Below are 12505 nucleotides of genomic sequence, written 5' to 3' on the forward strand. Positions count from 1 at the left end.
AATACCAATTGAATTTATGATACGACAAATTACTGCTTTGTGCAACGACACGGCATTAGATGCCGTCCAATTGAGCTTTCAGCGCTTCAGCCGTAATATGGGAATGGGATGTATGCCAGACTGGCGCTCCTTCTTTTACAAGAATAACTTGTGGCGATTCGTGCTGTATGCTTAGAGTTTCCGCAGCCTGACCCGACACCGGACGGTCGGCAATGACATCAATCCATACATAGTCGATCCGCTCGTTCGGCTGGTCCTCCAGGTAAGCTTGCACTTCCCTATAAGCTCCGGCACTAATTGGGCATCTGGTACTATGTTTGAACAACAGCAAGGGCCTCTGATCCGAAGATTCAAGCGTGTTGCGTAACTCTTCTATAGTAGTCATTTTCGTCAACGTCGCCATAGGATATACATTCCCTTCATTGTATTGAAGTTCCTATCCTCTATCCTAACAAAAAGTGCGTGAAAAATCCAACAACCGCGAAAATTTTCTGAAAATCATCTTGCATAATTGCCCGAATTTTCAGGAATGAGAGATTTTATGGTACTTAATTGTTCAAGACGCCCCTCAATTTGTCTCATCCAATCACCGTCGCCCATGCTCTGGGCATAACGAAATAGATCCAACAGCATATTGATTCGCTCGTCAAAGACTTCCATGCAGCGTGCCTGCCATTCTACCGACGAATCATCATCGTATGTACGGAACACTTCTCGAAGTACGTATGCAGACTCATTAACATCTGCGAACGAAACGTGTATTCGACCGGACTCATTGCTAATCGATACGAGATAGCCAAGTAAATCCGGTTTAATAAGAGGCAGAAGCTCATACTTCTTGCAAGCCTGACAGGCATAAACAGGAACATCACATATTCGAGTCTTTCTTTCATGAATCAGCTTTCTTAATTCCAACTTCATCCATTGTCCGCAGTTGCAGGTTTTGAACAAAATGCCCACCCCAAATCCTATCACGTAATCTAATACCAACAGCCCTATGTCACAAATCTGTCACCTGAACTAGTTCTATTCGACTATCATACCAAAGAATCCTGCAAATTTGTGATAATGCTTTATTTACCAGATATGTTTCCAAATGTTTGTCCTTTGGTCGCTCCTATGAAACTGCCCTCCATATTTGTTACAATGAGTACAGTCTTAAGAGACGTATTCGGTCGTTTTACGGATATATCAAGAAATCTGAAGAGAAAGGGGCTATATCGATCATGAGATTGGCTGGAAAAAAAGTGATAGCGCTTGTAGACGAAGAGTTCGAGGATCTGGAACTATGGTATCCCGTTTACCGAGTCCGTGAGGAAGGGGCCGAAGTCCATCTTGCCGGATTGGAAAAAGGAAAAACTTACACGGGCAAATATGGCGTTCCCGCTCAAGCCGAGTATTCGTTTGAAGAGCTGAACAGCAAGGATTATGATGGAATTCTCGTTCCGGGAGGCTGGGCGCCGGACAAGCTGCGCCGTTATGATAAGGTGCTGCAGCTGGTTAAAGAAATGAATGCGGACAAAAAGCCGATCGGGCAGATTTGCCACGCCGGATGGGTGCTCATCTCGGCCAAAATCCTGGACGGCATCACGGTTACTTCCACACCGGGAATCCGGGACGATATGGAAAACGCCGGTGCAATCTGGAAGGATGAAGCGGTCGTCACCGACGGTCATATTATTTCCGCCCGCCGTCCACCGGATCTGCCGCCGTACGGCAAAGCCTTTTGCGATGCATTGGCACAGCAAAGCTAGTAGCTCCCCCTGCACCACACAAAAACAGCCGCTTATTTCACCAAAAAGGACTCTGGTGAGATAGGCAGCTGTTTTTTTGTGAATATAGCTTGTCCACTCAAAAAAGAAACATGAAAAATTGGAATGTGATCCCGTTTCTTGAAGCTTTTTAAGAGGCCGTGCTGTCCGTACCGTTAGTTCCGTTCAGATAACTGCTCCGTTCGGCAAAGGCGCTAAGACGCTCTTCGACAGCGGAGCTGGTACGCAATTTGAAGCATGCCGCTGCCTCCCCCTTCGCTTCTGCCGCATTGGTATTCAAGATGCGATGCTTCACGCGAAGCAGGGATTGCGGAGACATGCTTAGATCCTTAACGCCAAGCTCCAGCCATATCGGAATCGCCCGCTCGTCCCCTGCCATTTCTCCACACACGCTGACTGGTATGCCTGCCTCATGCGCAGCCTCCACCGTCGTCCGAAGCATGCGCAAGACCGCAGGATGAAACGGATGGTACATATGGGCGATCTGCTCGTTCATCCGATCCACCGCCAGCACATACTGAACCAGATCATTCGTCCCGATGCTGAAGAAATCGGCTTCCTCTGCCAACAAATCCGAGATGGTGACTGCTGCCGGCACCTCAATCATGATGCCGACCTTAATGTTCCGATCATATGCAATGCCGCGTTGGTCCAAATCGGCCATCGCACGCCGCAGCACGGCATTAGCCTGTTTGACTTCATCTACCGAGGATATCATCGGATACATGATTTTGACGTTACCAAAAGCGCTGGCCCTCAGAATAGCGGACAGCTGGGTCTGGAACGGCTCTGTTCGATCCAGACTGATACGGATGGCGCGATATCCCAGGAAGGGGTTCTCTTCTTCCGGCAGCCCGAAATAATCCAGCTGCTTATCGCCGCCAATGTCCAGCGTACGGATCACGACCGAGGCCTGACCTGCGTTCTCGGCAACCAGTTTATACACTTCAAACTGCTCTTCTTCCGAAGGAAAGTTGTGGCGGTCCATGTATAAGAATTCCGTCCGGAACAATCCGACTCCCTGCGCGCCGTTCTTCAGCGCAATCTCCATTTCTTTCACGGAGTTCATATTCGCTGCCAGATTAAAATAGGTTCCATCCTTCGTAACCGCATCAACCGTTGCCAGGAGCTGCAGCTGCTCTTTCTTTTTCCTTTGTTGCTCGCGGATCCCTTCATAACGATCCACGATCAGCGTGTCGGGCTCCAAATACAGCAAGCCTTCATCTCCATCCACAACTAAATGCTGTCCGGTCTGGATCGGATGATCCAGCTTGTTCTCAATCCCGGATACAAGCGGTATGCCGAGAGCGCGGGCCATAATCGCCGAATGAGAGGTCTTGCCACCCGTCATCGTCACTATGCCAAGAACATGGGAAGGGTTAAGGTGCACAAGCTGAGACGGAGAAAGTTCCTTCGCAACCAAAATATAAGGCTGCGTGTCAGCCGGTAGCTTGACTTCCGGAGCACCGAGAAGATGCTTGAGCAGCCGATTGCCAACATCCTTAATATCCAGCGCCCGCTCCTTCATATACTCGTCGTCCAGCAAATCGAACATGGATACGAAGTGATCGATCGCCTCTTTAACCGCCACCTCGGCAGCCTTGTACTGGCGCTCGATGATCCCTTGAATTTCGTTCATGAACACGGGATCCTCCAGTATGGCCAGATGCGCATCAAAGATCTGCGACTCCTCGTGCCCCACCATTTCCTTGAATTCGTTCTTGATATATTCAATTTCATTCTTGGAGGTTCGTATGCCTTCATATAAGCGCTCGAACTCTTTGGCTAAATCGACAGCATCCATTTCGGAATCCGGAAGGTCCAGCTCCCAATGCGGCAGTACGAAAGCCTTACCGATCGCTACGCCTGTTGCTGCGCCAATGCCTTGTATCATGATTCTCTACCCCCAGCATTACTCTCATTTAATACGACGGACATGACAGATGACTGTCCTCTCTTAACGGACTTGAATGGAGCAAAGCTCCAAGATCTTACTTTATCGGGATTGGTGATCACCATAGGTGTGGCCAATGAAGCGGCATGTGTCTTTAAATACGCCAAATCGAACTTGACCAGCAGTTGCCCCGGCTCAACGGTATCCCCTTCGCTTACCACAGCTGTAAACGGTCCTTTCAGTTGAGAGGTATCGATTCCGATATGGATCAACACCTCGAGCCCATCCGGCGTTGAAATGCCAATGGCATGCATCGTCGGATAGACATGCATCACGGTTCCGTATACCGGAGACACAAGTTCCCCTTTTTCCGGAATGAACGCAACGCCGTTGCCGACAAGCTTGGCGGCAAAAATATCATCCGGCACTTCGTCAATCGGAAGCATACGTCCCTGTACGGGCGCGCTAAACAGAACGCGCGGCAAATCTTGCTGCATCAGCTTATTTATCTCTTCGCGGATGAGCTCAGAATACGTCCCGAATACCACCTGGACGTTACCGCCGCCCAGCTTGATGATGCCGGCTGAACCGAGCAATTTCAGTGCGTCCGAATCAATCTGGCGGTCATTGTATACGGTCAATCGAAGACGCGTCATGCAGGATTGGACCTGAACGATGTTGTCTTTCCCCCCAAGCGCCTCCAGAATAAGCGGTGCCTGATAGGGAATGTCACCTGCCCGGCCTTCCAGCGCCGAACCTTCTTCACGCCCCGGTGTCGGGATTTCGAAGGTGCGAATGGCCCAGCGGAACAGAAAATAGTAAACGATGCCGTATACCGCCCCGATCGGTATGATGATCCAGGCGTTCTGCGACAAATGAAAATTGAGTACATAATCAATAAATCCGGCTGAGTACGAAAACCCGTGATGGATATCAAACGCATAGGTTAACACCATCGCGAACCCGGCCATCAGGGCGTGGAGCACATACAGATAAGGAGACGCAAATAAGAACGCGAATTCAATCTGCTCCGATACCCCGGTCAAAAAACAGACAAGCGCAGACCGCATGAATGTTTTTTTCACCTTCGGCTTCAAATCTTCTCGTGCCTCTTGAATAATCGCAAATGCAATCGCCGGCAGGGCAAACATCATAATCGGGAATAACCCCGCCATGAAGTCGCCTGCTGTTGGATCACCCGCGAAGAATCGGGGCAGATCTCCCTGAACGACGGTACCGTCTTCCGTCTCGTACGAGCCCAGCTGAAACCAATACACGTTATTCAACAAGTGATGCAGGCCGAAGGCCGTCAGTACCCTGTACAAAATACCGTAGAGAAATAATCCGAACGCCCCCATATGTACGGTCAGATCATAAAAAGCATCTAATCCGCGCTGTACAATGGGAGCCATCCCCAGCATGATCCATGCAAATATTGTGGAGAACAGTCCCATGAACAAAAGTACAAATCGGGAGCCCCCAAAAAACTGTATAGCTTCAGGAAGCTTAATATGTTTGAACCGGTTATAAACGTAACCGGACATTACCCCAAAAATAATACCAATCAAGGTCGAGGGCTGTACACTCCCGTCTCCCAGACGGGATATAACCTGATCATAGATGAACATGCCAGCCAGAGCGGCAAGCCCTGCGGGTCCTCCCTGGTTCGAGAGCCCCCATGCGACACCGATGGCAAATAAATACGGCATATAATAAAACACGCCGTGCCCCGCTGCCTGGGCAATCTCGCCCAAGGTTCCGAAGCCCCACGCCGACCATGGCAGACTTCCCACGCTAAGCAGGAGAGCTGCCGCCGGAAGCGCCATTGTAGGGAGCATAACTGCTCTGCCCAGCTGTTGTAATGATCCCAACCAATTCAAGGCGAGCCCTCCTTTCTATCCTTGATGGTAAGCGCTGCGCCTGTTTTTGTCAAAAAGAAATCAGGGCAAATGCCACATAGAAAAGCAAGCCTCGCAAGCAGTACGACGGCAGGCACGGATCGTGTCCAGTCTGCTACGGCTGCTTCAACATAAGGCTTGCTCCTAATTCCAATGCACTAATTAAATGTTAACGTCCGCCCAAAGCGATGGAATCCTCCACCTTAATGCAGCGGTCCATGATGGCAATCATGCCGCTCTTCTCCGCGATGGCCGCCGCCTCTTCGCTAATAATTCCCTGCTGCAGCCACAGTACCTTGGCGCCAATCTCGGCAGCTTCCCGCGCCACGTCGGCACAATATTCACTTCGTCTGAACACATTGACGATATGGATCGGCTCCGGAATGTCCTTCAGGGACGGATAACTCTTCTCCCCAAGGATTTCTGTTGCTCCAGGGTTAACCGGGATAATCCGGTATCCGCGTTTTTGCATCGCAGCAGAAACCATATGAGATGTACGGTCCGGCCTGTCGGACAGACCGACAACAGCGATATTGCCTGCGTTTCGCAAAATATCCGCGATTTCTTCGCGCGTAGGATTTTCAAATGCCATGCTTCAAGACCACCTCTCCATTCGTAATAGACGAGCCGCTTGGCTATTCCTTTATTTTACCCATTCTACGTTAGCTCCAAGCGCCTTCATGTGATCAAAATATTGCGGGTACGACTTGGCCACATGATGGGCGTCCTTAATCCAGATCGGCTGATGTGCGCGAAGCCCGACCACCGTCAGAGCCATGATCACCCGATGATCATAATGGGCATTGATCTCCACACCACCCTCAACGCCTTCCGGACGGCCGTGAACGATGATCTCGGCCTGGCGTTCCTCAACGTTGGCTCCTGCTTTTCGCAATTCATTCAAATAATCCGTAATCCGGTCGCATTCCTTATAGCGGAGATTCTCTACGTTGTAGAAGCGGGAGGTTCCTTCCGCAAACACTGCGGCCGCTACCATCGCAAGCACCGCATCGGTCGCTGCATCTCCGTCAAATTCCAATGCCTTGAGGGTACGGTTGCCCTGCACATGGACATTTCCGTTCTCGTGCGTGAGCGGTACCTCCATCATCCGAAGGACGTCAATAATGGCCCGCTCCCCCTGCTTGCTGTCCTCTGACAGATTGCGGATGGTTACATCCGACTGTGTAACCGCAGCCGCCGCCAGGACGGCAGCGGAGCCCGGATAATCGCCTTGAACCGTATAGGTCTTCGCTTCGTAGGATTGACCGCCAGGAACCCGGAAGAAGGTATAATCGTCCTGTGCGTGAATCGTAATGCCCGCCTGCTCCAGCACTTCCAGGGTCTGACCGATAACGACCTTGGATTTCAAATCTCCGGTAACGGTAATTTCGCTGTCTTCGGCAAGCAGTGGCGTTAAGAACAGCAGTGTGCTTAAGTACTGCGAACTCACTTCGCCAGAAACGGTGAGCTGTCCGCCCTTAGGCTGACCGCCACGAATCGTGATCGGCAGCTTGCCCTCGTTATGCTCCACTTCCACACCCAATTGACCAAGCGTATCAATGAGATCATCATGAGGACGTTTGCCCAGTGATTCCGGATAGGTATTGACGAAGGTAACCTCTTTCGACAACGCCGTGATTCCCATCAGGAAACGCAAAACGGCACCGGCATTACCGACATTCAGTTCCTTCACATCCCGCGGCGATTTGCCAAAGCCCGTAATGACTGCCTTCTCCTCGTCCTCCTCGATCACGGCTCCGAGATCTCGAATACAGCGTCTCATGGCATCGCTATCCTCGCTATGTGCTGGGTAATAGATCGTGCTCGTTCCTTCCGCAAGTGCAGCCACCAGCAGGTAACGGGTAGTATAGTTCTTGGAGGATAACGCTCCAATCTCTCCGTTTAATATAGGCGTAGGCTTGACGATTACATCCATCGTATGTATCTCTCCTTGTGTATATTATGTTACGATAACCAACCTTTGAAATCTCCCCTAGGATAAATTGACAGGGAAAGAACCGCTTGGTTATCATAGTCATGTGAACTGGAAATTCAGATCGTTACGATCTTAATCATTTATTATCAGAAAAGAGGTCTATATGATGAAACCGATCCCTCAAATGGAAACATCGGAGCTTAGAAGCCGGCTTCAAAACGGCGAAAATGTGTACATGATTGATGTCCGCGAGGATGAGGAAGTTGCCGCCGGCATGATCAGCGGCGCCAAGCATATTCCTATGGGCGAGATTCCGAATCGCCTGGACGAAATTCCACGCGATCAAGAGGTTGTCTTCATCTGCCGCAGCGGTGGACGCAGTCAACATGTATGCGAATTTTTGAATCACCAAGGCTTGACTAATGTAATCAACATGAAGGGCGGCATGCTTCAGTGGCATGACGATGAAGAATAGACAAGCTTATGGAAGGTGCGGGATGATCGTTATCCCCGCCTTTTTTGCTTGTTCCAAACCAAATGCGGTCCCCAGATTCCCCCATAGAGACTAATCCATGATCATCATTCCAAACCCGTTCGCTGACCATCTTAGCCGCGGTAATGCGTTAAAATGTCAGTCGCCACTTCCCCTGCGGATCGGCCAACCGTATCCACGATGACATCCGCAAACAGGTATTTGTCCTTTCGTTCATCCAGGATACGCCGAACTCTATCTTCGACATCACCCGCAAGCAGCGGTCGATTGGCATCGCCCCGTACCCTTTCGACAATGCTGGCAGCATCGGCTGTAAGAGCAGCGACCCAGCCACCACGTTTCATTTGGTCACAGTTCTCGGAACGAAGCACAGCCCCTCCGCCGGACGCTACGACAATGCCTTTCCGTTGCAAAACGCTGCGCAGTGCAGCAGATTCAGCCTCACGGAAATAAGCCTCCCCATCCGCTTCAAACATCTCGGAAATCGTTCTGCCTTCCATCCGCTCAATTTCCGCATCCAGATCAATCAGGGTGTAGCCGAGCGTGTCTGCCAGAAGACGCCCTACAGTTGACTTGCCCGTACCCATCATCCCGATCAGAATGATGTTCCTACCTATCTTATCCAATTTGACACCCCATTTGCTGCTTCACTGTAAAGGTTGCTCATATCATACCACAGCCCCAAATCTTTCGACAATGGACCTGACTCTCTAAATTGTTGTAATGCGAGTAACCCAAGTAAAGCTCCAATTTTAACGAGTCTATCTGGTTCCCTATTGTCATATACTAATTACAAGAATACAAGATTAAAAGAAAGGAGTGAAATTCATTATGTCTTCTCGTCCAACCGGTCTCTCTTCCGCTGCCAAGCGCATCCGCCGGATCCTCGACCCATCCTACCCGCTATGCCGCGAAGATGTGATCTGGGTGCTTCATTTTGTCCAAAAAAAAGTGGCTCTGAAGGATCCTGCACTGCTGGATCTTTCAAAGCCACGTTTGCTGCAAAATTTCAACAGTTACTGCGAAGCCGCGCTGCTCCTGCTCGGAAGCGGAAACCACATCCATACCAAGAACCACGACATCCGCACCTGTCTCTTAGAAGCCATGCACGGACTTCCTGAGCTGGCGGAGGCACACTCCCCTTCTCAAGCCTGCACGGTTGAATCTCTGATCTCTCCCCCGGCGAATGGAATTCGTCCTACCTCCGAGAGTGAAATTAACCCATCCAGCGAGGATGGTATTCATACTCACGTGAAAGAGCAGGATTAATCCATCCAGGGAGGATGGTATTCATACTGCCGTAAATAGAGCAGAATTAATCCATCCAGTTATAGTGGAAGGTTCCTTCTTTGTCCACGCGTTTAAACGTATGCGCTCCAAAGTAGTCACGCTGTGCCTGCAGCAGGTTCGCTGGCAGGTTTGCAGTGCGATAGCTATCGTAGTATGCAAGCGCGCTGGAGAAACCAGGAACCGGAATGCCCAGGGACACCGCGGAAGCAACTACCTTACGCCATGCATCTTGATAGGATTCAATAATATCGGTAAAGAACGGATCCAGCAGCAGGTTCTTGAGCTCAGGATTGTTCTCGTATGCATCCGTGATGTTCTGCAGGAAACGGGAACGGATAATGCAGCCGCCGCGCCAGATTTTAGCGAGGTTGCCGTATTGCAGGTTCCAGCCGTACTCATCGGACGCCACGCGAAGCTGTGCGAAGCCTTGAGCGTAGGAAACGATCTTGCTTGCAAACAGCGCTTTGCGTACATTTTCAATGAACTCGGCTTTGTCGCCGTCAAATGCAGCCGTTTTTGGACCATTCAGGATTTTGCTTGCGGCCACGCGCTCTTCTTTCATCGCGGAAAGGAAACGGGAGAACACGGATTCGGTGATCATGGAGAGCGGCACGCCCAGGTCCAAGGAGCTTTGGCTTGTCCATTTGCCTGTTCCTTTTTGACCCGCCGTATCCAGGATGACGTCAACCATCGGCTTGCCGGTTTCTTCGTCATATTTGGAGAAAATGTCCGCCGTAATCTCGATCAGATAGCTGTCAAGTTCGCCTTGGTTCCACTCCGTGAAGATTCCGTGCAGATCCTTCGCGTCAAGGCCGAGTACGTCCTTCAGCAACTGGTAAGCTTCGCAAATAAGCTGCATATCGCCATATTCGATACCGTTGTGAACCATTTTTACATAATGGCCGGCACCGTCTGGTCCGATATATGTACAGCAAGGCTCTTCGTTAACTTTAGCAGAAATGGCTGTCAAAATAGGCTCAACCAGCTTGTAGGCACTTTCTTGTCCGCCAGGCATGATCGATGGACCTTTCAACGCGCCCTCTTCGCCGCCGGAAACCCCAGCGCCGATAAAGTTAAAACCTTTTTCAGCCAGTTCTTTGCTGCGGCGCTGTGTGTCAGGGAAATAAGCGTTACCGCCGTCGATGATGATATCGCCTTTGTCCAAATGTGGAATCAGCTGTTCAATCGTAGCATCCGTAGCTTGTCCCGCCTGTACCATGATCAGGATTTTACGAGGAGTTTCAAGGGAATCCACGAATTCTTCGATCGAGAACGTCCCCTTCACTTGCTTGCCTTCGGTTTCCTTCAGCATATCTTCCGTTTTTTGCGGAGAGCGGTTATATACGGAAACGGTGAAGCCTTTGCTTTCGATGTTCAGGGCCAGGTTTTTTCCCATTACAGCAAGGCCAATCACACCGATTTGTTGTTTTGACATCTGGTTCTCCATCCTTTGCTCCAATATATTTTTAAACAACCCATCCCTATCCGAGATGATTTGCAATAATCTTATATTAACGTTTTTCATTTGACAAGTGAACCCCTGTCACAAAATCAGAACACGCGCGAAAACACCCCTTCTGTTTCGGAGTGTTGTTCGTGCTTTAAACTTGTATCCGGGTTGAAGTCATCACCACTCCAGTCTCATCAGCTCCAAGGAAAGCTCACGGAGTCTTTGCTTGCAAGCCGAAATTTTGTCTTCGTCCCCCTCTTGCAGAGCCGCATGGAGCTTCTCAAGCTCATCATCGGTTTCCAGTCTGGACAGCAGTAATCGCTGTTCCCCTACATCCGATTCAAACAACCGCAGCATTTCCTGCTCCGTCATCGGCGTCCCCTTCTGAAACAGCACCCGCTGCCGGTAACCGGATATTTCCACGAGTCTTATGACCTCACCGAACAAAATATTCTCGATCAATATTTGCCGATCCTTGAAACGTTTCACGACAGCATGGCCACGGGTATTCTCGATCAATTTCTCCATCCATTCCGCGAGTTTGGGATCACGGATCATATAATCGCCTACCAGTTTAAAACCGCTTCCTGTTCGTTGAAACCGCAGCTTTACCAGCTTGCGACCTGTTCGGATTGAAATGACAAACTGCGTATCATTCTCGCTCCAATAAAGCGAATATCCTTCCTGGATCAATTCCTTGATTAGGTCCTGGATATGCCGGCGATCAAACCGGAGCTCCAGGTTGCAATACTCCACTTCCTCGCTCTTATTCACGGCACTCCCTCCTCCGGTTTACTACCGATCATTAAACGGCGGTGAAGATTTCCCCCATGGCTGGTTTTGATGTTGTCTTATCTATATCTTATACTCCATCTTATGTAACGGTAACTTGGTTTATTGACTATTTTTAACCCACATGAACATACGGTGAAGCTTTTCTGGGCAATGCGTGATGTCCGTTCGCCTTATGGTATAATAAGTTATCCAAAAACCGAGTTTAGTAACGATATCATCAACAACAGGGAGGCCATCACATCCATGACGGTTACCGGATTTACAGATCAAGATTTCGACGTATTCTCCGTTCCCGGGCTTGAAGCCCGTATGGAGGTTCTCATTGAACGGGTAAGACCCAAGCTGGAAGTGCTAGGGGCTGAGCTCGCCCCCTATGTATCCGCATTGGCTGGGGAAGAGATGTTTGTGCATGTGGCCAAGCATGCTAGACGCACTGTCAATCCTCCCATTGACACCTGGGTCGCTTGGGCTGCGAGCAAACGCGGCTATAAAGCACTGCCTCATTTTGAGGTAGGCATGTTCGGAACCCATCTGTTTGTCATCTTCGCGATTATTTACGAAAGCCCCAACAAAACCGTGTTTGCCAGCAACCTGGAAGCCAAGCTGAAGAAAACAGCGAAGGCGCTGCCTAAACATTTCTACTGGTCCATGGATCACATGAACCCGGCCGGCACCCCTCATCAGGATATGAGCGAGGAGGATTTCACGCGTCTGATTGAGAAGCTGAAGCAGGTGAAAAAGGCTGAAGTCATGTGCGGACTGCGCATCCCGCGCGAGGAAGCCGTCAAGCTTGAAGGGGACGAGCTGGTGCATAAAGTGCAGGAGACGTTTGAGACGCTGCTGCCGCTTTATAAAATGGCGTTTTAATGAGCATGATATGTGGATGAAAAGGGCTGCTGATGCAGCTCTTTTTTTAAGATTATAGAATTTATAAATTTTCAGCGAAGCTGAACAATTCTATAATCGCAAGAAAAACT

At 49.9% G+C, this 12505-nt stretch carries 13 protein-coding genes; 4 read left to right on the forward strand and 9 right to left on the reverse strand.

Going from position 1 to position 12505, the window contains the following annotated elements:
* Nucleotides 1-55 precede the first annotated feature (55 nt).
* The gene (gene ytxJ, locus ACETK5_RS18340) at nucleotides 56-403 is read right to left on the reverse strand and encodes a bacillithiol system redox-active protein YtxJ (RefSeq protein ID WP_100536075.1); all 348 of its coding nucleotides are present in this window, start codon (nucleotides 401-403) and stop codon (nucleotides 56-58) included.
* Nucleotides 404-498: 95 nt separating this feature from the next.
* Nucleotides 499-921, reverse strand: coding sequence for a hypothetical protein (locus tag ACETK5_RS18345; protein WP_394057084.1), 423 nt, complete (start codon nucleotides 919-921; stop codon nucleotides 499-501).
* Between the two features lie 305 nt (nucleotides 922-1226).
* Here ACETK5_RS18345 and ACETK5_RS18350 point away from each other — a divergent pair, with 305 nt between their 5' ends.
* A complete protein-coding gene (locus ACETK5_RS18350; protein WP_207797441.1) occupies nucleotides 1227-1754 on the forward strand; it encodes a type 1 glutamine amidotransferase domain-containing protein in 528 nt (175 codons plus the stop codon).
* 148 nt (nucleotides 1755-1902) lie between these two features.
* Here the strand turns inward: ACETK5_RS18350 and ptsP are convergent, their stop codons facing one another.
* The 4 genes from ptsP to aroA form a co-directional block, all read right to left on the reverse strand.
* Nucleotides 1903-3666 (reverse strand): phosphoenolpyruvate--protein phosphotransferase, encoded by a 1764-nt coding sequence (gene ptsP / locus ACETK5_RS18355; protein WP_394057086.1) that lies wholly within the window; start codon nucleotides 3664-3666, stop codon nucleotides 1903-1905.
* Nucleotides 3663-5546, reverse strand: a complete 1884-nt coding sequence (locus ACETK5_RS18360; RefSeq protein WP_100536073.1) for a glucose PTS transporter subunit IIA — start codon at nucleotides 5544-5546, stop codon at nucleotides 3663-3665. Before ACETK5_RS18360 ends, ptsP begins: the two co-directional genes overlap by 4 nt.
* A gap of 187 nt (nucleotides 5547-5733) precedes the next feature.
* Nucleotides 5734-6156, reverse strand: a complete 423-nt coding sequence (locus ACETK5_RS18365; RefSeq protein WP_100536072.1) for a CoA-binding protein — start codon at nucleotides 6154-6156, stop codon at nucleotides 5734-5736.
* Nucleotides 6157-6207: 51 nt separating this feature from the next.
* Nucleotides 6208-7500, reverse strand: coding sequence for a 3-phosphoshikimate 1-carboxyvinyltransferase (gene aroA / locus ACETK5_RS18370; protein ID WP_394057089.1), 1293 nt, complete (start codon nucleotides 7498-7500; stop codon nucleotides 6208-6210).
* Nucleotides 7501-7666: 166 nt separating this feature from the next.
* On the opposite strand from aroA, the gene ACETK5_RS18375 reads away from it, so the two are divergent.
* The gene (locus ACETK5_RS18375) at nucleotides 7667-7975 is read left to right on the forward strand and encodes a rhodanese-like domain-containing protein (protein ID WP_174819205.1); all 309 of its coding nucleotides are present in this window, start codon (nucleotides 7667-7669) and stop codon (nucleotides 7973-7975) included.
* Between the two features lie 131 nt (nucleotides 7976-8106).
* On the opposite strand, the gene ACETK5_RS18380 is transcribed toward ACETK5_RS18375, so the two are convergent.
* A complete protein-coding gene (locus tag ACETK5_RS18380; protein ID WP_279300438.1) occupies nucleotides 8107-8619 on the reverse strand; it encodes a shikimate kinase in 513 nt (170 codons plus the stop codon).
* Between the two features lie 205 nt (nucleotides 8620-8824).
* Here ACETK5_RS18380 and ACETK5_RS18385 point away from each other — a divergent pair, with 205 nt between their 5' ends.
* A complete protein-coding gene (locus ACETK5_RS18385; protein WP_394057091.1) occupies nucleotides 8825-9262 on the forward strand; it encodes a hypothetical protein in 438 nt (145 codons plus the stop codon).
* 46 nt (nucleotides 9263-9308) lie between these two features.
* Here the strand turns inward: ACETK5_RS18385 and gndA are convergent, their stop codons facing one another.
* Nucleotides 9309-10718, reverse strand: a complete 1410-nt coding sequence (gene gndA, locus ACETK5_RS18390; protein WP_207797440.1) for an NADP-dependent phosphogluconate dehydrogenase — start codon at nucleotides 10716-10718, stop codon at nucleotides 9309-9311.
* 192 nt (nucleotides 10719-10910) lie between these two features.
* Entirely contained in the window at nucleotides 10911-11507 is a 597-nt protein-coding gene (locus ACETK5_RS18395; RefSeq protein ID WP_100536070.1) for a hypothetical protein, read from the reverse strand.
* Nucleotides 11508-11771: 264 nt separating this feature from the next.
* On the opposite strand from ACETK5_RS18395, the gene ACETK5_RS18400 reads away from it, so the two are divergent.
* Nucleotides 11772-12395, forward strand: a complete 624-nt coding sequence (locus tag ACETK5_RS18400; RefSeq protein WP_394057094.1) for a DUF1054 domain-containing protein — start codon at nucleotides 11772-11774, stop codon at nucleotides 12393-12395.
* Nucleotides 12396-12505 lie beyond the last annotated feature (110 nt).

The organism is Paenibacillus ilasis (genome assembly GCF_043195395.1).
Classification (GTDB): domain Bacteria; phylum Bacillota; class Bacilli; order Paenibacillales; family Paenibacillaceae; genus Paenibacillus_AQ; species Paenibacillus_AQ lautus.

Bases quoted from the DNA above. Each gene is read 5' to 3' on its own strand.
- ytxJ (WP_100536075.1), bottom strand. From the start codon at position 403: ATGGCGACGTTGACGAAAATGACTACTATAGAAGAGTTACGCAACACG.
- ACETK5_RS18345 (WP_394057084.1), bottom strand. From the start codon at position 921: ATGAAGTTGGAATTAAGAAAGCTGATTCATGAAAGAAAGACTCGAATA.
- ACETK5_RS18350 (WP_207797441.1), top strand. From the start codon at position 1,227: ATGAGATTGGCTGGAAAAAAAGTGATAGCGCTTGTAGACGAAGAGTTC.
- ptsP (WP_394057086.1), bottom strand. From the start codon at position 3,666: ATGATACAAGGCATTGGCGCAGCAACAGGCGTAGCGATCGGTAAGGCT.
- ACETK5_RS18365 (WP_100536072.1), bottom strand. From the start codon at position 6,156: ATGGCATTTGAAAATCCTACGCGCGAAGAAATCGCGGATATTTTGCGA.
- aroA (WP_394057089.1), bottom strand. From the start codon at position 7,500: ATGGATGTAATCGTCAAGCCTACGCCTATATTAAACGGAGAGATTGGA.
- ACETK5_RS18375 (WP_174819205.1), top strand. From the start codon at position 7,667: ATGAAACCGATCCCTCAAATGGAAACATCGGAGCTTAGAAGCCGGCTT.
- ACETK5_RS18385 (WP_394057091.1), top strand. From the start codon at position 8,825: ATGTCTTCTCGTCCAACCGGTCTCTCTTCCGCTGCCAAGCGCATCCGC.
- gndA (WP_207797440.1), bottom strand. From the start codon at position 10,718: ATGTCAAAACAACAAATCGGTGTGATTGGCCTTGCTGTAATGGGAAAA.
- ACETK5_RS18400 (WP_394057094.1), top strand. From the start codon at position 11,772: ATGACGGTTACCGGATTTACAGATCAAGATTTCGACGTATTCTCCGTT.